Consider the following 22,415-nt stretch of genomic DNA (forward strand, 5'->3'; position numbering starts at 1 on the left):
TGACAAGCGTTGTTCAGGGGAGTAGACCAGTTGTAACTGGGACCCCATACGAGCAAAAAAAATGAAAAACGCGCAGCAGGCTGTCATCGTAATTTCGGATCGTTTTCGGGTAGGGGCTTTTGCGCTCTTTTTACTCGTTTCGGGGATGATGGCGCTTGCCAGCCCTGTATTTGCTCAGAATTTCACGTTTTCTAACGTTTCCGTCGAGGGGAACCAGAGGATCGAAACGGGTACGATCCTGACGTATCTTGGGTTCGGACAAGGCGAAACTGTTACAGCTGGGGCGGTCAATGACGCAGCCCAAAGGATTCGTGGCACCGGCCTGTTTGAAAGCGTCGATGTCGTCCCACAAGGCAACACATTGGTTATTCGGGTTGTCGAATTCCCAACCGTTAACCGCATTACGTTTGAAGGCAACAGCCGCGTTCGTGACGCTGAGCTGTCCGCCGTTGTGACCAGCCAAGCCCGCCGTGTTTACAGCCCGTCCCAAGCCGAAGCTGACACGGCTGCGATTACCCAAGTCTATGCAGATCAAGGCCGCGTTAACGCGACAGTTGCCCCGCGTATTATTGAACGCTCTGACAACCGCGTCGATCTGGTGTTCGAAGTGTTTGAAGGTGGCTTGACCGAAGTTGAACGTATCAGCTTTGTTGGCAACCGTTCGTTCGGTGAAAACCGTTTGCGCCGCGTATTGGAAACCAAACAGGCCGGCATTCTGCGGGCCGTGATTGGGCGCGATACATATATCGCTGACCGCGTGGCGTTCGACCAGCAGGTCCTAAGCGACTTTTACCTATCTCGCGGTTATGTGGACTTCCAAGTTCAGAACGTTGACGTCTCCCTGACGCGCGAACGTGATGCCTACTTGATTACGTTCAACGTCCAAGAGGGCCAGAAGTTTGAATTTGGCAACGTAACGCTGACGTCCGAAATCGTAGGCGCGGACCCCGAGTTTTATGAACGTGCATTGCGCCTGCGCACCGGCGTAACCTATTCGCCAGAACTGATCGAACGCGACATTTCCCGTATTGAACTTTTGGCACTGAATGAAGGTTTGAACTTTGTGCGTGTTGAGCCACGGATCACACGCAACGACCGCACCCTGACACTGGATGTCGAATTTGCCATGGTAAATGGCCCGCGTATCTTTGTTGAGCGGATCGATATTGAAGGCAACAATACAACCTTGGACCGCGTTGTGCGTTCTCGTTTTGATGTGGTTGAGGGCGACCCGTTCAACCCGCGCCAAATTCGTGAATCTGCGGAACGAATTCGCGCTTTGGGATATTTCTCAACCGCGGCGGTGGACGCTCGTGAAGGGTCTAGCTCTGATCAGGTTGTCATTGATGTTGACGTTGAAGAAGCGCCAACAGGGTCGCTGTCCTTTGGCGGTAACTTCTCAACTGACAGTGGATTTAGCCTTTTGGCGAAATTTAACCAGCGCAATTTCCTTGGTCGTGGCCAAACGCTGAGCTTTGCATTGCAAGCGGGTGAGGACGATCAAACGCTGAGCTTCGGGTTCACGGAGCCGCGCCTGTTGGGGCGGGATTTGTTGTTTGGCCTGAACGCCAGCTACAATACAAGCGACAGTGACGACACAACGTTCGACACAACCACAGCACGTTTTCAGCCCCGGATCGGGTTCCCTGTTTCTGAAAACGGCCGTTTGAGCCTGTATTATTCCTATGAATACACCGACATCAAAAACGTAGACACAGATGCATCTGCCTATATCGTAGACGATGAGGGTTCTGTTGGGACACATGCGTTGGGGTATGCCTATAACTACGACACCCGCCGCACCGGTCTAAACCCGAATGCAGGTTTGTTGTTCGAGTTCGGTCAAAAATTCGGTGTTGGGGATGCGTCCTTTATCGAAACCACTGCTGAAATTACCGGACAAACACGTGTTTTGAACGAAGAGCTGACCTTGCGCGCCACGTTGGAAGGCGGCCTTTTGAGCTATTCTGACGGCAACAGCCGCATCACAGACCGTTATTTCCTCGGCAGCAGCATTATGCGTGGCTTTGAAGTGGGCGGTATTGGCCCGCGTGACACCGCAACAGATGACGCCCTTGGCGGTAACGCATATGCTGTGTTGCGCCTCGAAGCTGAATTCCCGCTTGGACTACCTGAAGAATACGGGATTTCCGGTGGTGTGTTCCTTGATTACGGGTCTGTTTGGGATACTGGCATTTCAGGTGCTGGATCTGGCATCGAGTATGATGATTTCACACCGCGTACAATTGCGGGTGTCTCTATCTTCTGGGACACACCGATTGGCCCACTGCGGTTCAACTGGACCGAGCCGCTTGATGTGCAACCCAACGATGTAACCAAGCAGTTTGACGTTACGATCTCGACCGAATTCTAATGGGCGGTCTTGCGTCCAGACTGCTGGTCGCTTTGGCGATCGCCAGTGGCGCTGGCAGCGTCGGCGCACAACAGGTTAGTGATCCTTCGGTCTTTGAAGTGCCCTCGGCGCAGATTGCGCCGTCTTTGCTGACAGTTGATATCGAACGTCTGTTTTCCCAATCACAGTTCGGGCAGCGCATCGCGGAAACCTATACCCAAAGCCGTATTGAACTGAATGACGAGAACCGCCGCATTGCAGATGCTTTGCGGGCAGAAGAGCTTGACCTAACCGCGCGTCGCGCGGGTATGGATGCGGATGTGTTCCGCACAGAAGCCGAAGCCTTTGATGAGAAGGCGCAAGGTATCCGTCGCGCCCAAGATGCCAAGGAAACAGCCCTTCAAGAGTCGTTGGATGCCGGGCGGGCGCAGTTTCTTGAGGTGACCCAACCGATCTTGGGCCAGTTGATGGTCGATCGGGGAGCATATGCGATTTTGGATCGTCGGTCGGTTTTGTTGTCTTTGGGCAGCATTGACGTAACGGACGATGCGATCGCGCGCATTGATGAGACCATTGGCGATGGGGCTGAAGCGGGGGCAACGCCGGAGGATGAGCCGGACGCAGAACCCGAAGAGACCCCAACACCAGAGGCCGAGGCTGGCGACAACTAAGCGCACGCGCGGGCTTCGCGGCTTGCCCAGACGCGGCGAGCTTGCTAGGCAGATAAAACAATAACGTCCACGCCTTGTCTTTTGACCGGAGAGCTTCATGTCTGACGCCATCACAACCGCCGACATCCAATTGATCCAACGGATTATCCCACACCGTTATCCGTTCCTTTTGGTGGATAAGGTGATCGATATCGATGGCACATCAAGCGCGACGGGCATCAAGAACGTCACCATGAACGAACCGCATTTTCAGGGCCATTTTCCAGGCACGCCAATCATGCCGGGTGTGACGATTATCGAAGCGATGGCGCAGACATCCGCTGTGATGGTCGGCGCGACCATGGGGCTGATGGACAAAGATATGTTGATCTATTTCATGGGTATCGATGGCTGCAAATTCCGTCGCAAGGTTGTTCCAGGTGACGTGCTGGAAATGAAGGTCGAAACCACGCGCGGTAAGCCCGGTGGTAAGGTTTGGAAATTCAAAGGCGTTGCAACGGTTGAAGGTGAACTCGCGGCCGAGGCCGAGTTCACGGCGATGATGGACCTGCAAGGCTAAGATATGGCCATTCATCCGTCAGCCATAATCGAGGACGGCGCACAACTGGGCGCAGACGTAACTGTCGGGCCGTTTTGCATCGTCGGTCCCAAGGTTGTTCTTGGGGATCGGGTCGAGTTGAAATCCCATGTTGTTGTGACAGGGGATACTAACATTGGCGCGGATACGGTGATCTTTCCGTTCTGCTGCATCGGTGAAATTCCGCAGGATGTGAAATTCAAAGGCGAAGCGGCAAAGCTTGTGATTGGTGAACGCAATCGCATCCGCGAACATGTAACCATGAATCCGGGCACTGAAGGCGGCGGTGGCATTACCAGCGTTGGTGATGACGGCTTTTTCCTTGCGGGGTGCCACGTGGCCCACGACGCAATGATTGGGAACCGCGTGATTATCGTGAACCAATCTGCTGTCGCAGGACATTGCGTGATTGAGGACGATGTCATCATCGGCGGCCTTTGCGGCATCCATCAGTTTGTCCGCATCGGGCAGGGCGCGATCATTGGTGCGCTGTCCATGGTGACCAACGATGTGATCCCTCATGGCTTGGTCATGGGGCCACGCGGTGAGTTGGATGGCCTTAACCTTGTCGGGCTCAAGCGGCGCGGGGTGGAACGTAAAGACATCTCGGCCCTGCGGGTTGCGTTCCAAACGCTCAAAGACGGCGAAGGTTCGTTCATGGATCGTGCCAAACGGCTCGGTGATGAAGCGGACAGTAAATATGTGTCGCAGATGATGGATTTCATCATGGCGGACACGGATCGCCATTTCCTGACGCCACGATGACGATTGCCCTGATCGCAGGCACGGGCGGGTTGCCGCCCCATTTGGCCGGCAGTCTGATGGTCCAAGGTCGCACGCCGATCATCTGTGAAATGCGCGGGTTTGTGTCCGAGATCGTGGGGGATTTCCCACGGGTCGGGTTTCGGATCGAAACCCTTGGAACATTCCTTAAGGCCCTGAAAGACTTGGGGGTCACCGAAGTTTGTATGGCCGGCGCGATGCAGCGTCCCGATGTTGACCCAGCCGCGATCGACCCTGCCACAGCGCCGCTTGTCCCGCGTCTGATGGCCGCTATGGCCAAGGGGGACGATGGCACCCTGCGCGAGATCATTTCGATTTTTGAGGAACACGGCTTTTCGATCCTCGGAGCACATGACGTCGCGCCGGACCTGTTGCCGATCAGGGGTCAGCACACCACGGCGTCCGTCCCTGATTTGACGGCGGACCTGACTGCGGCAGACGTTGCGCTGAAAGAAATGGGCCAAGCAGATCAAGGGCAGGCGATGCTATTGCGCGATGGTGCCGTGATCGCCCGTGAAGATGCGCGCGGCACAGAAGCCATGTTACGTGATTTTTGTGAGCCACTGGAACAATACGGCGGATCGGGCGACCCCTTAGCGGATTTGGTTGAAGGCGCGGTGGATCTTGTAAGCGATGCGATTGACTGGATCACGGACAAACCCGAGGACATAGCGCCCAACGCCAAAGGGGCGATCTTGTTCAAGGCGCCCAAGCCAGACCAAATATTGAAAGCGGACATGCCTCTGATTGGGCCAGACACTGCGATGCAAGCCGCAGAGGCTGGCCTTGCGGGGATAGTCATTCCTCAGGGCCGTGTGATGGTTCTGGATTTGCCGCAGGTGGTGGCGATCCTGAATGCCCAAGGCATGTTTTTGCAGGTGGTGGCATGAAGGTCTTTGTTATCGCAGGTGAGCCTTCGGGCGATAAACTGGGCGCGGCCCTGATGGACGGCCTAAAAGAGCTGGTCCCTGATGTGACGTTTGAGGGCATAGGCGGTGCGTTGATGCAAAGCCATGGCTTAACCAGCCAGTTCCCGATGGAAGAGCTGTCCTTGATGGGCATCGCCGAAATTCTACCCAAATATCGCCATCTAAAACGTCGTATCCGCGAGACTGCGGATGCGATCCTCGCAGCGAACCCAGACGTTGTGATCACCATTGATAGCCCCGATTTCTGTTTGCGTGTAGCGCGGTTGGTCAAAGCGGCGTCTGAGATTCGCACGGTGCATTATGTGGCGCCGACGGTTTGGGCATGGCGGGCAGGGCGTGCGGCCAAGATGGCACGCCATATCGATCATGTGCTTGCGTTGTTCCCGTTTGAACCGCCCTACATGCAAGAGGCGGGCATGGAGTGTGATTTTGTCGGCCATCCCGTCGCCGCCGAGGCGCCTGTGTCCCAGCAAGAACTGGATGCATTTGTGGCCAAGACGGGCGCAGAATTGGGGGCGAACACCATCGTTGTTCTGCCCGGGTCCCGCTGCTCTGAAATTGAACGGTTAAGCGAGACGTTTGCCGCCGCGATTGACGCGATGGACATATCCGACAAACAGGCCATCATCCCAACGCTCCCCCATTTGCGAGAGACTGTGGCTCAGGTCTTTGAGCCGACGCTCAACCGCTGCAACGGCGTCTTGCTGGACGGAGAAGGCCTGTCACCAGAAGCCGCCGCGCGCGAACGTCTTGTGGCGATGGCCTATGCGGATGTGGCTTTGGCCGCCTCTGGCACGGTGTCGCTGGAACTCGCCGCTGCGGGCACGCCGATGGTGATTGCCTATGATATGAACTGGATGAGCCGCCAGATCATCAGCCGCATGTTGCTAACGGATACGGTGACCTTGGTGAATTTGGTCAGTGAAACCCGTGTTGTGCCCGAATTCATCGGCGCGGATTGTCAGCCCGACCCAATTGCGCAGGCCCTTAGCGAAACACTCGCGGACCCGTCTTCGCAACTGGCCGCCCTTGATCTTACGATGGAGCGATTGGGCCGTGGCGGCGAACGCCCCGGTCTTCGCGCGGCGCGCGCGGTGCTTGCGCGGATCTAGCGTTTGGGCGAAGCTGCGTCAAAACCAAAGGACGTCGCACATGCCAGCCCCCAAGAACGCACTTAAAGCCGCTTTACTGAACGGGGATACGCAATGCGGTGTCTGGATGACCCTCGCGAATGGGGCTGTGGCCGAGATTGCGGGCAACGCAGGGTTTGCGTGGTGTTTGATTGACGGCGAACACGGCCCCAACACACTAAGCACCATTCAAACGCAGCTGCAGGCGCTTGCTGGTACAGCGGCGCAAGCGGTTGTGCGTGTGCCTGCGGGAGAGGATTGGTTGCTCAAGCAAGTGCTGGACCTTGGTGCGCAAACGATTGTTGTGCCGATGGTGAACACTGCCGAACAAGCCGCCGAGGTCGCAGCATCCGTGCGGTATCCCGGCCAAGGCACACGCGGTCATGGCACACGCGGCATGGGCGCGGCGCTGGCGCGGGCGGCACGGTATGGCGCAATTGTTGATTATGTCGGGTCGGCCAATGACCAGATTTGCCTGTTCGTGCAGATCGAAAGCGCTGAGGCCGTTGAAAACGTGGATGCGATCGCAGCAGTGGACGGCGTTGACGGGCTGTTTGTTGGTCCAGCCGATCTAAGCGCGGATATGGGGTTTGTCGGGCAGCCCGATGCACCAGAGGTCGTGGCCGAGATCAACCATGTCTATGAACGTACACTGGCCGCAGGCAAGATCGCCGGAACGGTGGTGTTCGATCCTGCCGACATCTCGTCGCAAATTGAACGCGGTGTTCGGTTTCTCGGCGTGGGGTCAGATAGCCTTGTGTTGCAGGCGGGGTTGCAAAACCTCGCCGCTCATCTGCCAGAACAGTCCTAGTAGGGCGCGTCTTCGAGAACGCCGTGGGCTGACATCTGCTGATACAATAGCCCCTCGCGCAGGCCCCGATCCGCGACCGACAACCGATCCGTGGGCCAAAGCCGCATCAAGGTCTGCAAGATGGCAGCGCCGGACATAATCAAAGCTTGGCGATCTTTGCCAATCCTTGGGTCCGCTTTGCGACCTGCCGCGCCTTGTTTCAGATAGCCATGGATCACCGCGTCAATCTGATCGGACGTCATCCGCAACCCATCCACCTTACTGCGGTCATAACGGCGCAAGCCAAGATGGCTCGCTGCAACTGTCGTCACAGTTCCGGAGGTGCCGACGATCTGGAAATTCTCGCGTTTTTGCTCCATCGCGGAGGGCGCGAATTTTTCTAGGTTTTCTTCAAAGAACCAAGACATCAAGGCGAAACGGGCGGAATCGTCTTCCACATCGGCGAACTGATCACGCAGGGTCGCCACGCCAAGGGGCACGGAAATCCAATCGACAACTTTGGCCGCGGCAAACGGCCCTGCATCTTGTCGAAACCCGGCATGCAGGCGCATGATTGCGCGGGGGCGTTCGCGTTTGGGCACATTTGTCAAATCAATCCAGACCAGCTCTGTTGATCCACCACCAATATCCACCACCAAAAGCTGTTCAGTCTTGGTGCTAACAAGCGGGGCGCATGAAATCACCGCCAGCCGCGCTTCTTCTTCGGGTTGGATAATCTCGAGGGACAGGCCAGTTTCGCGTTTGACCTGATTGATAAAGAACTGGGAATTGCGGGCACGGCGGCAGGCCTCTGTGGCGACAAGGCGCATGTTGGTGACGTTGTGACGCTGGAGTTTCTGGCGGCACACACGCATAGCATTGACCGTGCGAGCCATAGACGCACGGCTGAGTTTGCCAGTCTGTTCCAGACCATGCCCAAGCTGGACAGATTTGGAGAAGCTGTCGACCACATGAAACTGGCTGCCCTTTGGTTGGGCAATCAGCATGCGGCAACTATTCGTGCCCAAATCCAGCGCTGCATAAAGCGCAGATGGATCGGGCGGTGTCGGCGCGGGGCGCTCTACCGGTTTTGGGAACGCGCCCGCACCATCGGGACGCTTGGGCGCCATATTAACGCCCTCCATTTTCGAGTTACCCCCAAGGTATGCCCGCAACGGGTTTGGCGCAAGCGTTGTGATGCACCTCATTCTTGTCATGAGGATTTTGGCAGCACAGAGGGACGTTCGGGGGTCGCCAATCGCCCGCTCAATGTCGAAAATAGGCGTCGTTGATAGAATAACCCAAGCTAGGTGTTGGGTAACGCAAGAAAGGCGCAAGATTCGCATGGCAGACGTCACAGTAGTTTATTGGCGGGATATTCCTGCTCAAATCATCGTCGGTAAAGGCCGTCGTGGAACCAAGGTTCAGCTCAGCGAACGCTTTGAGCAAGCCATTGACCGCGCCGCAATGAAATCCGGTGCCGCTGGCACTGATGACTACCTTGCCGATTGGCGCAAAGCCGCACCGTATTCGGTTGACGGCGCGGATGCCGATGTTGCCACAGCAGAGGCCACGCGTCTGGAAGCTGAATACGACAAAGATAAACTGATCGAACTCATCAACAACGACGGCCGTGCGTGAGCACGTTAAAGGAGACCCTGATGGCGCTATTGAATTTCCGTAAGAAAGTCGAAGAACCAAGTGGCGCGAACCCACATCTTGAAGCTTTCCTCGACGGGTATTCCATAGAAGTCATGCCGCGCACCGCTGAAAAGGTCGAAGATTTCACCCAGTTGCTGCCCAAAGGCACCCGCGTTTACATCGCCCACATCGAGGGCACTCCGATTGAGGACATGGTCGCCACGGCCAAACGTCTGGCCGCTGATGGCTACCCAGTGATGCCACATTTCCCGGCCCGCATCATCAAAGATGAGGCGACGCTGAAAAACTGGATTGCTATGTATCAGGGCGAAGCAGACGTCGATCAGGCGCTTTTGCTGGCGGGTGGCGTGGATACGCCGCAGGGGGATTTCCATTCGTCTATGCAATTGCTTGAAACCGGAGCCTTTGGCGGGTTCAAACGGCTTCATGTTGCGGGCCACCCAGAAGGCAACAAAGATATTGATCCAAAGGGCGGTACAGCCAACGTGGATGACGCTTTGCGCTGGAAACAAACGTTTAGCGAAACCACAGACGCCGAAATGGCGCTCGCCACGCAATTCGCGTTTGAAGCGGGCCCAATCATTGAATGGGCCGACAGTCTGAAAGAGGCGGGGATCACGATCCCGATCCACATTGGCATCGCGGGGCCGGCGAAACTACAAACCATGATCAAGTTCGCGATTGCTTGCGGTGTTGGCCCATCCCTAAAGGTTCTTCAGAAACGCGCCAAAGACGTCACCAAACTGCTGTTGCCGTTTGAGCCAACACAGGTGCTAACCGAATTGGCCGCCCATAAGGCTGCGAACCCAGACAGCAACATCGAGAAGGTCCATTTCTTCCCCCTCGGCGGTATCAAAACCAACGCCAATTGGGCGATTGAAAACGGCGGGGCGTCTGCGGTGCCTGCGGTCAAAAGCTAAGTTCACTGATTAACGTGAGATTCAGGCTTGTCGTGAACGTCGGATTTAAGCCCGACGCGGCACATGCTGCATTGTTCTCCGATGATTGCTATTGGCGAGAAATCGGATCGTCGCGGCAAATAACAAGACAAGAAAAAAGCGCCCGAGGAGGCGCTTTCATCAAAAACTTTGCGGGTCCGAACGTTTGTCAGTAACGCGCCTTTCGGCGGCGGGCCACAAGACCGGATCCAATCAACCCAAATGCCAACAGAGGCAAACTAGCTGGCACAGGCACTGCGGGAATGTCAGGAACTAGATTTGTCTTGATGCTACCACTTGAATTGCTGGTGCTCTGGGCCCGAACTGCAAACCCTGAGAAGGGGCTGTTCGCGAGATTAGCTGTACTTGAAATATCAAACACGACAGATTTCACGAAATTAATACCGCCCTGTCCACCACCACCGTTCTCGCCAATGCGAATGATGTAATCGAACAAAGTCGCGCTACCAGCACCATTAAAGTTACAGCCCCCGCCACAGACGTTTTGGCTCAAGCTGTTGTCCCCAAATAGCTCTAGGTCAACTATGCTAGGGGAATCGTCCTCTCTTGTCGCACTGACGAAGGATATATCGCTTTGATTAAGCGACGTCCCTGAGAAGTTGAACGCGAGCGCTAGATAATCGGCCGTTCCAACTGTCGTTGATAGGCTAAAGCGCAAGTTGCCTGCTGAAACTGTGTCATCAACAACCATTGTCATTACCGGCGTTGGCTCGGCGTTTGTGAAGGTCATCGTTGCGGCTGTTGCGGTTGTCGCCAGTCCCGAAGAAAGAACGGAGGCCACAACCAATGCGTGAATTTTACTAAACATGGACTATTCATCCCCTATTTTCGAATCGTACTCAAATACTTGTTGTCGTGCAGAAATTGCCGAACTTGGCTATAAAAAATTAGCTATTTATTAATGTTATTGTATTGGTTGGGCGTTAATAAATCAAACAACGCAGGGTTGTGGGGTGGCGAAGGGTCAATAAACGTTGCTGAATTTGTGCGTTGGATTCCGATTCGGTTGATTTTTGGTCCCGGTCCAAACTTGTAAAATTCACAGTACTGGTGTCCGCCAAGCTGACCCCACTTTTGCTTGAAGCCGTAAATAAATCTGGCTCAGATCGTAGCTTTCCGCCTTCGACGTCACTGTCAGGCTTGAACCGTGAACAGGCTTCGCATCACAATAATAAAAGTCAGCTGTTTTCCACAAAGCGCACCCTCAACCTCTTTGATGTTCTTTACCTCATAGCGTTTCTGCCAGTTCCTCATCATTTACATGAATACTATTCGGGGTGACGTCGCGGTTGGGGCTGGCTATGTCGCAAGTACGCCGTACTTCAAGCAAATGCGCTCTAGGGTTCGGATATAACACACCTACGGAGAGGCCAGTATGACCCGCACTGTTATCGAATCCAAAACCAAGACAGCCGTGATGGGCTTTGACGAACCGTTCTGTGTGATCGGTGAGCGGATCAACCCAACGGGCCGCAAAATCCTGAACGAAGAACTGGAGCGCGGTGACTTTTCCCGCGTTGAGGCAGACGCGATTGCACAAACCATGGCAGGTGCGACGGTTCTGGATATTAACTCTGGTGCGGTGTTCTCTAACAAAATGGCCGAAGATCCGCGTTATGCGGACAACAACTTTGTTGAGCCTGATTTGATGAGGCAGTTGGTCGAAAAGGTACAGGCGGTTGTGGATACGCCGTTGTGTATCGACAGCTCCGTTCCGGGCGCGCTTGAACAAGGGTTGGCCGCTGCCGAAGGCCGCCCACTGTTGAATTCGGTCACAGGCGAAGAAGAACGCCTTGAGCTGGTTTTGCCTCTGGTGAAAAAATACAACGTGCCGGTTGTGGCAATTTCCAACGACGACACTGGCATCTCTGAGGACCCAGACGTGCGGTTTGCCGTCGCCAAAAAGATCGTCGAACGTGCGGCTGATTTCGGTATTCCAGCTCATGACATCGTGGTTGATCCGCTGGTGATGCCAATCGGCGCGATGGGGACCGCAGGCTTGCAGGTCTTTACGCTGGTGCGTCGTTTGCGCGAAGAACTGGGTGTGAACACGACCTGTGGCGCATCTAACATCTCCTTTGGTCTGCCAAACCGTCACGGCATCAACAACGCCTTCCTGCCAATGGCCATGACCGCTGGTATGACATCGGCGATCATGAACCCTGTGGCGCTGCCCGTTGGCCCGAAAAAGATCGCCGCCAAGAAAGAAGAAATCCTTGCGTCCGGCATTATACTGCCAGACGGCATGGACGACGAAGCCTTCGTTCAGATGTTCGGCATGGGATCGACCAAGCCACGCGCGGGTAAGGAAATGGAAGCCATCCGCGCTGCCAACTTCCTGACCAACAACGATGATGGTGGTGCTGCGTGGATCACCATGAACCGCGAAGCCCCGAAAGCTGGCCAAGAAGGCCGCGGTCGGGCAGGGCGCAAAGGTGGCCGCCGCCGCGGCTAACCCCAACCTGAACCAATATTCCTAAAACGCCCGCCACATTGTGCGGGCGTTTTGCGTTCCTGCGCATTGCGCGGAAACCCATACGAATATGTATGGGATGTCTCAGGATTTCGCCAATTCCTGCCATGGTTCGGGTGATCTAGACAGTCTTCAGACACACAACGACTTCAAAACTTAGCAACTGCTTTGACGGGACCGTTTGAGCAGACAACCCCTCATTATCTGGAGAAGGGCCTGACATGACCTCAGCATTTCCATCACATCACCTTCCGCGTCTTGCCGGTGCATTCTATCTCGCGATTGCTTGTGTTGGCGGTTTTAGCATTGGCTATGTACCGCAAGCGATCGTTGTTGCTGGTGACGCTGCGACGACCGCCAGCAATCTGTCTGGCAACCTCGGGCTGTTCAAACTGGGCGTGCTCGCCGACATCTTTGTCATCTTATTCGAAATTGCCCTCACGGCGATCTTGTTCGTCATGTTTCAAAGGGACAGCCCCGTTTTATCAAGCACCGCGATGATCGCGCGGGCAGGGATGGCCATTGTAATGGGGCTGAACGTGTTGATCTGGGTAATGCCGCTGACGTTTCTAAACGATCTTTCAGCCCACACGGATCAAATGATGATGTTCTTTGACGCTCATGCGCTTGGCATATTTGTTTGGCAGCTTTTCTTTGGCGTGCATCTTTTGGCGCTCGGCGCGGCCATCTTGCGCACTGGCTTAGCGCCAAAGCTGTTGGGCTGGGGGCTGTTTGTTGGTGCGTTTGGTTATCTGGCGCAGGGCATAGCGAAGCTGATGTTCATCGAGGTCTTGGCCTTGAACATTGTTATCATAGGTCTCTTGGTGATCGTAACGCTGGCCGAACTTAGCTTTGCGGCTTGGTTGATGATCTGGGGCCCAAATAGGTTCGCGGTCACGAACCATTCGTCAGCGTGTCAAAAGAACACTTGAAAGGCCCACAGTGTCATGTGGCGTTTTTTATTGTGGGCCGTCCAGTTTGCGATCCACTGGAATTGGCGCAACGAGTATCATTGCGTTTGCTTAGGGAGGGCCAAAACCGCTCGCGGTCGAGCATGATGCTCTGGTCGATTTTGGCTACGCTGGGCTCATCCGAAAACATCTTTTAGGGGGCCGAAGGATTCAGTGACACAAGAGTAAGTCGTTTTTAATTGAAATTACTTATGCGTGTAATACATTAAAATCACTCAATTATTAATTGAGGATTTATTTGAAGAAAACCTCGGCGAGTCTTAATGGAAGTACTTTTATTGTTGTGCGTGTTCGGAGTGCTGATCGGACTTATAATAAAGCTGGCCAAAAACAGCGGAACGCCCCAACCTCCTAAAAAACGGGCGGCGAGATCTGAACCGAAGATTGATGATCCTTTACCACCATTAAATTTTCCAAGCCCTCCACGCCCTAAGCCAGCACGAGCGCCCGAAAATTCAGGCCCGAATGCGGCATGGCGTGCGCCTGAACCTCCGGTGAGGGTCATAGAAGGGCGGGCATTTGTCACAGACGGCGATTCACTGGTTATCAAAAGTGTCGAAATCCGGTTGTTTGGTGTCGATGCGCCTGAACTAAATCATCCTTTCGGAAAACGTGCTAAGTGGGCGCTTCTCGCATTGTGTAAGGGTCAGGTTATCAAAGCGAAGGTTCACCATGTTGATACCCATGGGCGAACCGTTGCGAAATGCTATCTGCCGGATGGTCGGGACTTGTCCGCTGAAATGGTCAAGCAGGGCTTGGCCATAGACTGGCCCAAATTTTCGGAAGGCGCCTACCGAGCGCTTGAAATTCCGGACGCCCGCAAGAAGATGTGGCTCGCAGATGCGCGGCAAAAAGGCCGGATGCATGTTTGGAAGCAGTTTGAAGCGAAACAGAACAATCGAGCGCCGGGGGCTAAATAACCGCTTAGAAAAGGTGGATCACCGCGCCCAGCAAGGCCAAAACGAGCAATGCTGCAATTGGTCCGAGAGTAAGCATGAAACCAGTACCGCGCTTTGACGGGTCATTCATATAAGCTTGTTGATACAACGTGCGGCCGACCAGATAAATGAGGCCGATAGGGGCTATCATCCATGCGGGCCAGTATTTCCCAGCCAACAGCAACACGGGAAGAAACGCGATCATAAGTTCAAGCGTGTTCATCTGGACGCGGTAGGCCCGCTCGAACCCGTCATGGCCTGTCATCGCGGGGGCCTTGAGGCCTGAGTCGCGGCGCTGCATACCAACTAAATAGCCAAAATAAAGGAACTGGGCGACAGCAAGAAGGGCGATGATTTCGATCAGGGGCATTGATAACTATCCTAAGAATTGGGGTGTTGAGCTAAAACGGGGCGTTAATACCCGCGCCATATCCAGCCGCCACCAAAGATGCGGCTGCTGTCGCCGTCGTAAAATACGCAGGCCTGTCCGGGGGACACGCCTTCTTCTGGGGTCAGAAGGTCGACTTCGGCGGTGGTCGCGGACAAGGGGCGTAAAACGGCCTCGACGGGTGGTTTGGTGGACCGAACTTTGACTGACACATGGCGTTCGGGCACAGCATCAAAGGCATCATCACCCAGCCAGTTGATTTCGCGCACAGGGACGGTGCGTGTGGTCAGCATCTCTTTTGGTCCCACAATCACGTGACGTTTGTCGACGTCCAGTTTCACCACATACAAGGGGGTCGACAATCCGCCGATGCCAAGTCCTCGGCGTTGACCGATGGTATAGTGAATGACACCGTCGTGTTGCGCCAAAACCTTGCCGTCCGTGTCCACGATGTCGCCCGGCTCAGCCGCACCAGGGCGAAGCTTTTCGATGACGCCAGCGTAGTTGCCATCAGGCACAAAGCAGATGTCTTGGCTGTCGGGCTTGTCCGCCAGCGCCAGACCATACTTGCGCGCCAAGGCACGGGTTTCTTCCTTGGACGCGTGATGTCCGAGGGGGAAGCGCAGATAATCCAATTGTGCGGGGGTGGTGGAAAACAAGAAGTAGCTCTGGTCTTTGGTCGGGTCTGCCGCGGAATGCAGCTCAGGCCCGCTGTCACCCATCATCCGTTGAATGTAGTGCCCTGTGGCCATGCAGTCCGCATCCAGATCTTTGGCAGTTTCCAACAGGTCCTTAAATTTCACGCGTTCATTGCAGCGGATGCAGGGAACAGGGGTGGCTCCGGCAAGATAGCTTTCGGCGAACTCATCCATGACCGCTTCTTTGAAGACGTTTTCATAATCGAGGACATAGTGCGGAAAGCCCATTTCCTCGGCCACGCGGCGGGCGTCATGGATATCACGACCCGCACAGCACGCGCCCTTTTTCGCCAAAGCGGCGCCGTGGTCATACAGTTGCAGCGTCACGCCAACCACATCATAACCTTGTTCGGCCAGCATGGCGGCGACAACAGAACTGTCCACGCCGCCCGACATTGCCACGACAACACGGGTTTCTGACGGGGGCTTGGCAAAACCAAGAGAGTTTATCGCAGGGTCGAGGGGCATGTTGTATCCTTTGCGACTGGCCCGACGGGGCATCAGCCTGAATGGTATCTGCTGCAATATAGGAAAAGTGTAATCACTCTCAAGGGGCGGCTTTACCATGTGTTAGCTGAAACCACGCAATACATCCCAAACCAATGTCACAAAGGGGTGTGAGAGATGTTTTTGAAGAAAATCGACGGGCCGCGCTCGGTTAAACTACCTGATGGGTCGGTAATGACCCGTGCAGATTTGCCATCGCCAACGACGCGACGCTGGGTTGCGTCCCGAAAGGCGCTTGTGGTGCAAGCTGTTGCCTGTGGCTTGTTAACGAGGGCGGATGCCTCTGAAACCTATGGGTTGTCTGACGACGAACTTACAGAATGGGAAAGTGCCGTCCGTGATCACGGCGTAAACGCGCTCAAGGCAACAACTTTGCAAAAATACCGACAACCTTAAGGGGAGTTGCATTCTTTTACAGGTCCAGTAACGTGTGGTTAACCATTCTTATCTTATGGTCACTCTACACACCGAGATCGGAGAAGCGGAATGCGCGTATTGCTGGTAGAAGATGACCCAACCACGGCCAAGAGCATCGAATTGATGTTAGGCCATGCCAATTTGAATGTGTACACAACGGACTTGGGGGAAGAGGGGATCGATCTTGCGAAGTTGTATGATTACGATTTGATCCTTTTGGACATCAATTTGCCTGACATGAACGGCCATGATGTGTTGCGCCAATTGCGGCTCAGCCGGATTGAAACACCCATCTTGATCCTGTCCGGCGAAGATGGAACCGAAAGCAAGCTTAAAGGCTTTGGGTTTGGGGCTGATGACTACATGACCAAACCGTTCCATCGCGAAGAACTGGTCGCCCGCATCCACGCGATTATCCGTCGCTCCAAAGGGCACGCGCAATCCATCATCAAGACCGGTGCTGTTGCGGTCAATTTGGACGCTAAAACCGTTGAGGTGGAAGGTTCGCCAGTGCACCTGACGGGCAAAGAGTATCAAATGCTTGAGCTGTTAAGCCTGCGTAAAGGCACGACCTTGACGAAAGAAATGTTCCTAAACCACCTTTATGGCGGCATGGATGAGCCTGAACTCAAGATTATCGACGTGTTTATCTGTAAGTTGCGTAAAAAACTGTCCGAGGCGACAGGCGGTGACAACCACATCGAAACCGTATGGGGACGTGGTTATGTGTTGCGTGACCCGGATCCTGTCAGCATGACCGATCCGGAACGCATTGCAATCGGCGCCTAACACAAGAACCCAAGTTTCAGCCCCAATTGCAACAGCGGGGCTGGACCTGCTCAAAACACAGACCTATCACTGAGTTAGTTTGCAGGGGCTGACCATAACGGGGGGTAGGGTGTGACCGCAGAGATTTCGGTTAATGATCTGGCTGAAAAGGAAGCCGCGCAGGAACTTGCGCGGCTCTCGGCACTTTTGCGGCAGGCGAACGCGGATTATCACCAAGCCGATGCGCCGAAACTTTCAGATGCCGACTACGACGCTCTGAAACGGCGCAATGCCGCGATTGAGGATCGATTCCCGACGCTCAAGCGGGATGACAGCCCCAGCGAACAAGTGGGCGCGGCCCCGACGTCTGGATTTGGTAAAGTGGCGCATGTGGTTCGGATGCTTTCGCTCGGCAATGCCTTCACCGATGAGGATGTAACCGAGTTCGACAGCTCAATTTCCAAATTCCTTGGCATAAGGACAGGAAAACTCGCGTATACAGCAGAGCCCAAAATTGATGGGTTGTCGCTTTCTTTGCGATACGAGAACGGAATTTTGCAACAAGCCGCCACGCGCGGTGATGGTGCGACGGGTGAAAACGTAACCGCAAACGCACGAACCATTTCGACCATCCCGCAGACCCTTACCGGTGCGCCCGACATCCTAGAGGTGCGCGGTGAGGTCTACATGTCCCATGCGGATTTTGATGCCTTGAACGCCCGCCAGAGCGAGACAGGCGACAAACCCTTTGCCAATCCGCGCAATGCAGCTGCGGGATCATTGCGCCAACTTGACCCCACGATTACAAAATCACGCCCGCTTGAGTTTTTTGCTTATGCGTGGGGAGATCTGTCCGCGCCGCTTGCCGACACGCAATCAGGTGCCATTGTGCGGCTCGGCGAGCTTGGCTTTCAGGTCAATCCATTAACAAAACTGTGCGACGGGCCCAGAGAAATGATCGCGCATTACAAAACGATTGAGGCGCAACGCGCGACGCTGGGCTATGACATCGATGGTGTTGTTTACAAGGTGGATGATCTGTCTTTGCAGGAGCGTTTGGGCTTTCGCTCCACGACGCCACGCTGGGCGATCGCCCACAAATTTCCTGCTGAACTCGCTTGGACCAGACTTGAAGCCATCGACATTCAAGTTGGCCGCACGGGCGCATTAAGCCCCGTTGCGCGTTTGGCGCCAGTGACTGTTGGTGGTGTGGTCGTGTCCAATGCGACATTGCACAACGAAGATTACATTGCTGGACGTGGCAATAAAGGTGAGGAAATTCGCGGCGGTAAAGACATTCGGGAGGGCGATTGGGTTCAGGTCTACCGCGCGGGCGATGTGATCCCTAAAGTTGCGGATGTCGATTTGTCCAAACGGCCCGAGGATGCGACCCCTTACTTGTTTCCGACCAAATGCCCCATCTGTGGCTCGGACGCGGTGCGCGAAGACGGGGACGCTGTTCGCCGTTGCACGGGTGGGTTGATTTGCGCCGCGCAAGCCGTTGAAAAACTGAAGCATTTTGTATCCCGCGCGGCCTTTGATATTGAAGGCCTCGGCGCGAAACAGGTCGAAGCGTTTTATGAAGACGATCAGCTTTCCGTAAAAGAGCCCGCCGACATCTTCACGCTAAACCAAAGGGATGCCGCAAGTTTGGCCAAGCTTTCCAATCGTGATGGTTGGGGCGATACAAGTGTCAAAAAGCTGTGGCAAGCAATTGATAATAAGCGAAAAATAGAACTGTCCCGACTGATCTTTGCGCTGGGTATTCGTCATGTGGGCGAAGTGACCGCCCAAGACCTCGCGCGGCATTTTGGCAGTTGGGATGCGTTGCAGGTAAACGTTGAAAAGGCGCGCCCAGCGGCCTTAGCGCATCGCGCAGCGGACGAAGCAGAACGCGTGGAACGAGAAAACGCCGCGCAATCAGGCCGCAAACCGCGCCTGTCCGAGGCCCGTAAGGCGGCGATCAAACAGTGTGATGTTGCGCCGGATGCCGACACGGCATGGTCGTTCTTGATTGATGCTGACGGGATCGGGGCGACGGTTGCGCTGTCGCTGTCTGACGCCTTGGCGAACCCTGATGAAAGCGGCGCAATCACCCGTTTGATTGACCAGCTGAGCACAATCATCCCCCCAAAGGCCCAAAGCACGGACAGCCCCGTCGCGGGCAAAACGATCGTCTTTACGGGGACGTTGGAGCGGACCACCCGTGCCGAGGCCAAGGCCCGTGCCGAAGGGCTTGGCGCAAAGGTCAGCGGCTCGGTCAGCTCCAAAACCGATCTATTGGTTGCAGGCCCAGGGGCAGGGTCCAAAGCGACGAAAGCTGCCGAACTTGGGATCGAAACCTTGGATGAGGACGGCTGGCTGGCGCTGATAGCGGACGCATGAGCGGTCGGCCGGAGATCCTCTGGCCGCTGTTTGCGGACCTCGAAACCCTCGATGGGATCGGGCCAAAGTCGGCTCAGGCCTTGGCCGGTGCGCATATCGAAAAACCGCGTGATTTGCTGTTTACGTTGCCGCATTCAGGCGTGGATCGCCGCCGCCGTGGTTCTATTCTTGAGGTGCAGGCGCCTGCGGTGTGCACGGTCGAAGTCACGGTTGGCAAACACAATCCACCGGCGCAACGCGGGCGGCCTTATCGGATCATGGTTGAGGACGCGCAGACGACGTTCCAGCTGGTATTCTTTCGTGCCCATGGCGAATATCTGCGAAAGTTATTGCCGACAGGGCAACGTCGCGTGGTGTCTGGAAAAGTTGAACTATTTGATAACGTTGGGCAAATGGTTCACCCGGATCATATCCTTACGCCGGATGACGCTGAGGACATTCCGGTATTCGAACCCGTTTATCCGTTGACCGCAGGCATCACGCAAAAGCCGATGTTCAAGGCAACGACGGATGTTTTGGGCAAGGCGCCGGACTTGCCGGAATGGATTGACCCTGCTTTGCGCGCGAGAGAAGGGTGGCCGGAATGGAATGCCGCCTTGCAGCAGGCGCACCGACCGATGTCATCGGCTGAGTTGCAGCCAACAGCCGCGGCGCGACAACGGCTTTCTTATGACGAAGTACTCGCCCATCAACTGACCCTCGCCTTAGCCCGTGCACAGGCGCGGCGCGGCAAGGGACGCGGGACGGTCGGCGATGGCAGTAATCAAAAACGGGTCTTGGCCGCGTTGGAGTTTGCCCCGACAGGTGCTCAGACCCGCGCTGTGGGTGAGATCGCGGAGGACATGGGCAAGCCTCATAAGATGAACCGGCTTTTGCAGGGGGATGTCGGATCGGGCAAAACCTATGTGGCGTTGATGGCTTTGTTGATCGCAGTTGAAGCTGGCGGGCAGGGCGTGATGATGGCCCCGACAGAAATCCTGGCGCGGCAACACCTTGAGGGCCTGCGCCCTTTGGCTGAGGCTGCGGGTGTTGTGCTTGAGATTTTGACAGGGCGGGATAAGGGCTCGGAGCGGGCGGCAAAGCTGGCGGCACTGCTCGCGGGTGACATCCATATCCTTGTCGGGACCCATGCGGTGTTCCAAAAAGATGTTGTTTTCAAAGATTTGCGCTTGGCGATTATCGATGAACAACACAGGTTTGGTGTCGCGCAACGTATGGAGCTTGGCGCTAAGGGCGACGCCGTAGACGTCTTGGTAATGACTGCCACGCCAATCCCACGCAGCCTGGCGCTGGCGCAATACGGCGACATGGACGTCAGTATTCTAGATGAAAAACCCCCAGGTCGAACGCCTGTAACAACGGCCCTTGTGGCAACATCCAAACTGGACGCGGTGGTGGATCGCTTGCGGGCGGCGGTGGCAGAAGGGCGACAATGCTATTGGGTCTGCCCCTTGGTCGAGGAATCCGAAGTTAGCGACATGACCGCCGCAGAGGAGCGGTTCAAACGTCTGCGCGCGGCCCTGGGCGAAGGCGTCGTCGGGCTTGTCCACGGTCAAATGCCGCCGAGCCAAAAGGACGAGGCCATGCGGGCCTTTGTGGCGCAGGAAACCAAAGTTTTGGTGGCCACCACGGTGATTGAGGTCGGGGTGAACGTACCCAATGCCTCGATCATGGTGATTGAACGCGCAGAATCCTTTGGGCTTGCGCAGTTGCACCAGTTGCGCGGACGCGTCGGACGTGGGTCTGCGCAATCCACCTGTTTGCTGATGTATCAGGCCCCGCTTAGCGAAAGCGGGCGTCAACGGCTCGAGATTATGCGCGAGACCGAAGACGGGTTCCGCATCTCTGAGGAAGACCTTGCGATGCGCGGCGCGGGGGATGTGATTGGGACGGCTCAATCAGGACTGCCGCGGTTCCGCATCGCGGATCTGGAACGCCAGACCGCTTTGATGGCGTTGGCGCAATCTGATGCGCGTAAACTGCTTTTGGATGACCCCGACCTGACAACAGAACGCGGGCAGGCGGCGCGTGTTCTTCTTTGGTTAATGGAACAGGATAAGGCTATTCGTTTAATTTCAGTGGGTTAGCGCATTTTAGCGCATTTTGTTCACTTTTGTTCTCAAAAAGTTCTTGCTTTTAGATTTGGTTAATGAGAACAAAGGGGCAACAAAGAGAACATCATTGAGGAGCACCAAAATGGCTAAGGAAATCAAAAGCGTTATCGTTCGTTCATCTGACACGATCATTGCCGACGCCCTTGGAATGGCTGCCCTTGTCGTAATGATGTTCGCTGCGTTGAGCCTACCGAACTTTTTCTAACTGTCTGTCCAACCCTCGCGTTTCGTGCCGGTGCCCCCAGATCTCTGTCCCAACTTGATCTGCCGACGTCCGACACTGCCTGTCAAAGTACCGTCTGGGAAACTGCCTTTCCCGATTTCACCGGTCCCACACGAAACGCATATCTCCCGCCGCTTTCCACTGTCCCGGAAAGCGGCGGTTTTTTCTTTTGGGGAAGGGATCAGACGGTTTTTGCGTTCCGCGCGTCAGCAAAGGCATCCAACGTCGCGTCCAAGGTCAGCAAGATAGACGTATGACGGTTCTTATATTCTGCAGCTGGCGCCAAAACGCCAAGGCCATCAAAGGGCGCGTCAGGGGCTGGGCCTGCGGATTTCAACATGGCGGCCAATTGATCGCGGCCTGTCAGCACCTCGGCCTCAGTCAGGCCGATGATGTTATGACCCACCACGGATGCCGCTGCTTGCCCAAGGGCGCAGGCTTTTACATCTTGGCCGAAAGCGGAAATTTTGCCGTCTTCAAGGTTCAAATCCACGGTTACGGTTGAACCACATAGGGGGGAGCGACGTTTGGCGGTTCCATCAGGCGTATCCAATCGCTCGCGGTGCGGAATATCCGCAGCCATTCCCAAGATACGGGTTGAGTATAGCTTTATCAGGTCTGTATCTGCGGTCATCTCAATTGCCTTTGCGGATCACTCCCCCTAGATAGGGCCGCGCGC

Annotated in this window: 22 protein-coding genes; 17 read left to right on the plus strand and 5 right to left on the minus strand. The window is 55.3% G+C overall.

Features of this window, described 5'->3' with window-relative positions:
- Positions 1-61 precede the first annotated feature (61 nt).
- The 7 genes from bamA to KO486_RS08325 all read left to right on the plus strand — a co-directional run bounded on the left by bamA (position 62) and on the right by KO486_RS08325 (position 7,254).
- Positions 62-2,374, plus strand: coding sequence for an outer membrane protein assembly factor BamA (gene bamA, locus KO486_RS08295; protein ID WP_216036770.1), 2,313 nt, complete (start codon positions 62-64; stop codon positions 2,372-2,374).
- Positions 2,374-3,024 (plus strand): OmpH family outer membrane protein, encoded by a 651-nt coding sequence (locus tag KO486_RS08300; RefSeq protein WP_216036771.1) that lies wholly within the window; start codon positions 2,374-2,376, stop codon positions 3,022-3,024. The genes bamA and KO486_RS08300 overlap by 1 nt, the downstream gene beginning before the upstream one ends.
- A gap of 97 nt (positions 3,025-3,121) precedes the next feature.
- The gene (gene fabZ / locus KO486_RS08305) at positions 3,122-3,583 is read left to right on the plus strand and encodes a 3-hydroxyacyl-ACP dehydratase FabZ (RefSeq protein WP_216036772.1); all 462 of its coding nucleotides are present in this window, start codon (positions 3,122-3,124) and stop codon (positions 3,581-3,583) included.
- 3 nt (positions 3,584-3,586) lie between these two features.
- Positions 3,587-4,366 carry an acyl-ACP--UDP-N-acetylglucosamine O-acyltransferase gene (gene lpxA / locus KO486_RS08310; protein WP_216036773.1) on the plus strand — a complete coding sequence of 260 codons (780 nt, stop codon included), beginning with the start codon at positions 3,587-3,589 and terminating at the stop codon, positions 4,364-4,366.
- On the plus strand, positions 4,363-5,274 hold the full coding sequence (gene lpxI / locus KO486_RS08315) for a UDP-2,3-diacylglucosamine diphosphatase LpxI (protein ID WP_216036774.1): 912 nt from the start codon (positions 4,363-4,365) through the stop codon (positions 5,272-5,274). Before lpxA ends, lpxI begins: the two co-directional genes overlap by 4 nt.
- Positions 5,271-6,425: a lipid-A-disaccharide synthase gene (lpxB, locus tag KO486_RS08320; RefSeq protein ID WP_216036775.1), complete on the plus strand. Its 1,155-nt coding sequence runs from the start codon at positions 5,271-5,273 to the stop codon at positions 6,423-6,425. Before lpxI ends, lpxB begins: the two co-directional genes overlap by 4 nt.
- 40 nt (positions 6,426-6,465) lie before the next feature.
- Positions 6,466-7,254 (plus strand): HpcH/HpaI aldolase/citrate lyase family protein, encoded by a 789-nt coding sequence (locus KO486_RS08325; protein ID WP_216036776.1) that lies wholly within the window; start codon positions 6,466-6,468, stop codon positions 7,252-7,254.
- Here the strand turns inward: KO486_RS08325 and KO486_RS08330 are convergent.
- Positions 7,251-8,363: a Ppx/GppA phosphatase family protein gene (locus KO486_RS08330; protein WP_216036777.1), complete on the minus strand. Its 1,113-nt coding sequence runs from the start codon at positions 8,361-8,363 to the stop codon at positions 7,251-7,253. The two genes, KO486_RS08325 and KO486_RS08330, sit on opposite strands and share 4 nt — an antisense overlap.
- A gap of 214 nt (positions 8,364-8,577) precedes the next feature.
- Here KO486_RS08330 and KO486_RS08335 point away from each other — a divergent pair, with 214 nt between their 5' ends.
- Complete coding sequence (locus tag KO486_RS08335) at positions 8,578-8,874, plus strand: virulence factor (RefSeq protein WP_216036778.1); 297 nt, start codon at positions 8,578-8,580, stop codon at positions 8,872-8,874.
- A gap of 20 nt (positions 8,875-8,894) precedes the next feature.
- Positions 8,895-9,815, plus strand: coding sequence for a methylenetetrahydrofolate reductase (locus KO486_RS08340; protein ID WP_216036779.1), 921 nt, complete (start codon positions 8,895-8,897; stop codon positions 9,813-9,815).
- Positions 9,816-10,002: 187 nt separating this feature from the next.
- Here KO486_RS08340 and KO486_RS08345 read toward each other — a convergent pair whose 3' ends face one another.
- Positions 10,003-10,662, minus strand: coding sequence for a PEP-CTERM sorting domain-containing protein (locus KO486_RS08345; protein ID WP_216036780.1), 660 nt, complete (start codon positions 10,660-10,662; stop codon positions 10,003-10,005).
- Between the two features lie 567 nt (positions 10,663-11,229).
- Here KO486_RS08345 and KO486_RS08350 point away from each other — a divergent pair.
- From KO486_RS08350 to KO486_RS08360, 3 genes are all read left to right on the plus strand, one after another.
- Positions 11,230-12,309 carry a methyltetrahydrofolate cobalamin methyltransferase gene (locus KO486_RS08350; protein WP_216036781.1) on the plus strand — a complete coding sequence of 360 codons (1,080 nt, stop codon included), beginning with the start codon at positions 11,230-11,232 and terminating at the stop codon, positions 12,307-12,309.
- A gap of 239 nt (positions 12,310-12,548) precedes the next feature.
- Entirely contained in the window at positions 12,549-13,259 is a 711-nt protein-coding gene (locus KO486_RS08355) for a DUF4386 domain-containing protein (protein WP_216036782.1), read from the plus strand.
- 302 nt (positions 13,260-13,561) lie between these two features.
- On the plus strand, positions 13,562-14,218 hold the full coding sequence (locus tag KO486_RS08360) for a thermonuclease family protein (protein WP_216036783.1): 657 nt from the start codon (positions 13,562-13,564) through the stop codon (positions 14,216-14,218).
- A gap of 4 nt (positions 14,219-14,222) precedes the next feature.
- On the opposite strand, the gene KO486_RS08365 is transcribed toward KO486_RS08360, so the two are convergent.
- Positions 14,223-14,606, minus strand: a complete 384-nt coding sequence (locus tag KO486_RS08365; protein ID WP_216036784.1) for an MAPEG family protein — start codon at positions 14,604-14,606, stop codon at positions 14,223-14,225.
- 44 nt (positions 14,607-14,650) lie between these two features.
- Positions 14,651-15,790, minus strand: coding sequence for a tRNA 2-thiouridine(34) synthase MnmA (gene mnmA, locus KO486_RS08370; RefSeq protein WP_216036785.1), 1,140 nt, complete (start codon positions 15,788-15,790; stop codon positions 14,651-14,653).
- Between the two features lie 156 nt (positions 15,791-15,946).
- On the opposite strand from mnmA, the gene KO486_RS08375 reads away from it, so the two are divergent.
- The 5 genes from KO486_RS08375 to KO486_RS16530 all read left to right on the plus strand — a co-directional run bounded on the left by KO486_RS08375 (position 15,947) and on the right by KO486_RS16530 (position 21,718).
- The gene (locus tag KO486_RS08375; RefSeq protein WP_216036786.1) at positions 15,947-16,225 is read left to right on the plus strand and encodes a DUF1153 domain-containing protein; all 279 of its coding nucleotides are present in this window, start codon (positions 15,947-15,949) and stop codon (positions 16,223-16,225) included.
- Positions 16,226-16,315: 90 nt separating this feature from the next.
- A complete protein-coding gene (ctrA, locus tag KO486_RS08380) occupies positions 16,316-17,035 on the plus strand; it encodes a response regulator transcription factor CtrA (RefSeq protein ID WP_216036787.1) in 720 nt (239 codons plus the stop codon).
- Positions 17,036-17,146: 111 nt separating this feature from the next.
- Positions 17,147-19,399: an NAD-dependent DNA ligase LigA gene (ligA, locus tag KO486_RS08385; RefSeq protein WP_216036788.1), complete on the plus strand. Its 2,253-nt coding sequence runs from the start codon at positions 17,147-17,149 to the stop codon at positions 19,397-19,399.
- Positions 19,396-21,486 carry an ATP-dependent DNA helicase RecG gene (recG, locus tag KO486_RS08390; RefSeq protein ID WP_216036789.1) on the plus strand — a complete coding sequence of 697 codons (2,091 nt, stop codon included), beginning with the start codon at positions 19,396-19,398 and terminating at the stop codon, positions 21,484-21,486. Before ligA ends, recG begins: the two co-directional genes overlap by 4 nt.
- Before the next feature lie 109 nt (positions 21,487-21,595).
- The gene (locus tag KO486_RS16530) at positions 21,596-21,718 is read left to right on the plus strand and encodes a hypothetical protein (RefSeq protein ID WP_289847963.1); all 123 of its coding nucleotides are present in this window, start codon (positions 21,596-21,598) and stop codon (positions 21,716-21,718) included.
- A 199-nt stretch (positions 21,719-21,917) separates the two neighbouring features.
- Here the strand turns inward: KO486_RS16530 and KO486_RS08395 are convergent, their stop codons facing one another.
- Complete coding sequence (locus tag KO486_RS08395; RefSeq protein ID WP_216036790.1) at positions 21,918-22,370, minus strand: iron-sulfur cluster assembly scaffold protein; 453 nt, start codon at positions 22,368-22,370, stop codon at positions 21,918-21,920.
- Positions 22,371-22,415: the final 45 nt, after the last annotated feature.

The sequence above is a fragment of the Octadecabacter sp. B2R22 genome (genome assembly GCF_018861045.1).
Lineage (GTDB): Bacteria > Pseudomonadota > Alphaproteobacteria > Rhodobacterales > Rhodobacteraceae > Octadecabacter.

Bases quoted from the DNA above. Each gene is read 5' to 3' on its own strand.
- bamA (WP_216036770.1), top strand. From the start codon at position 62: ATGAAAAACGCGCAGCAGGCTGTCATCGTAATTTCGGATCGTTTTCGG.
- KO486_RS08300 (WP_216036771.1), top strand. From the start codon at position 2,374: ATGGGCGGTCTTGCGTCCAGACTGCTGGTCGCTTTGGCGATCGCCAGT.
- fabZ (WP_216036772.1), top strand. From the start codon at position 3,122: ATGTCTGACGCCATCACAACCGCCGACATCCAATTGATCCAACGGATT.
- lpxA (WP_216036773.1), top strand. From the start codon at position 3,587: ATGGCCATTCATCCGTCAGCCATAATCGAGGACGGCGCACAACTGGGC.
- lpxI (WP_216036774.1), top strand. From the start codon at position 4,363: ATGACGATTGCCCTGATCGCAGGCACGGGCGGGTTGCCGCCCCATTTG.
- lpxB (WP_216036775.1), top strand. From the start codon at position 5,271: ATGAAGGTCTTTGTTATCGCAGGTGAGCCTTCGGGCGATAAACTGGGC.
- KO486_RS08325 (WP_216036776.1), top strand. From the start codon at position 6,466: ATGCCAGCCCCCAAGAACGCACTTAAAGCCGCTTTACTGAACGGGGAT.
- KO486_RS08330 (WP_216036777.1), bottom strand. From the start codon at position 8,363: ATGGCGCCCAAGCGTCCCGATGGTGCGGGCGCGTTCCCAAAACCGGTA.
- KO486_RS08335 (WP_216036778.1), top strand. From the start codon at position 8,578: ATGGCAGACGTCACAGTAGTTTATTGGCGGGATATTCCTGCTCAAATC.
- KO486_RS08340 (WP_216036779.1), top strand. From the start codon at position 8,895: ATGGCGCTATTGAATTTCCGTAAGAAAGTCGAAGAACCAAGTGGCGCG.
- KO486_RS08345 (WP_216036780.1), bottom strand. From the start codon at position 10,662: ATGTTTAGTAAAATTCACGCATTGGTTGTGGCCTCCGTTCTTTCTTCG.
- KO486_RS08350 (WP_216036781.1), top strand. From the start codon at position 11,230: ATGACCCGCACTGTTATCGAATCCAAAACCAAGACAGCCGTGATGGGC.
- KO486_RS08355 (WP_216036782.1), top strand. From the start codon at position 12,549: ATGACCTCAGCATTTCCATCACATCACCTTCCGCGTCTTGCCGGTGCA.
- KO486_RS08360 (WP_216036783.1), top strand. From the start codon at position 13,562: ATGGAAGTACTTTTATTGTTGTGCGTGTTCGGAGTGCTGATCGGACTT.
- KO486_RS08365 (WP_216036784.1), bottom strand. From the start codon at position 14,606: ATGCCCCTGATCGAAATCATCGCCCTTCTTGCTGTCGCCCAGTTCCTT.
- mnmA (WP_216036785.1), bottom strand. From the start codon at position 15,790: ATGCCCCTCGACCCTGCGATAAACTCTCTTGGTTTTGCCAAGCCCCCG.
- KO486_RS08375 (WP_216036786.1), top strand. From the start codon at position 15,947: ATGTTTTTGAAGAAAATCGACGGGCCGCGCTCGGTTAAACTACCTGAT.
- ctrA (WP_216036787.1), top strand. From the start codon at position 16,316: ATGCGCGTATTGCTGGTAGAAGATGACCCAACCACGGCCAAGAGCATC.
- recG (WP_216036789.1), top strand. From the start codon at position 19,396: ATGAGCGGTCGGCCGGAGATCCTCTGGCCGCTGTTTGCGGACCTCGAA.
- KO486_RS16530 (WP_289847963.1), top strand. From the start codon at position 21,596: ATGGCTAAGGAAATCAAAAGCGTTATCGTTCGTTCATCTGACACGATC.
- KO486_RS08395 (WP_216036790.1), bottom strand. From the start codon at position 22,370: ATGACCGCAGATACAGACCTGATAAAGCTATACTCAACCCGTATCTTG.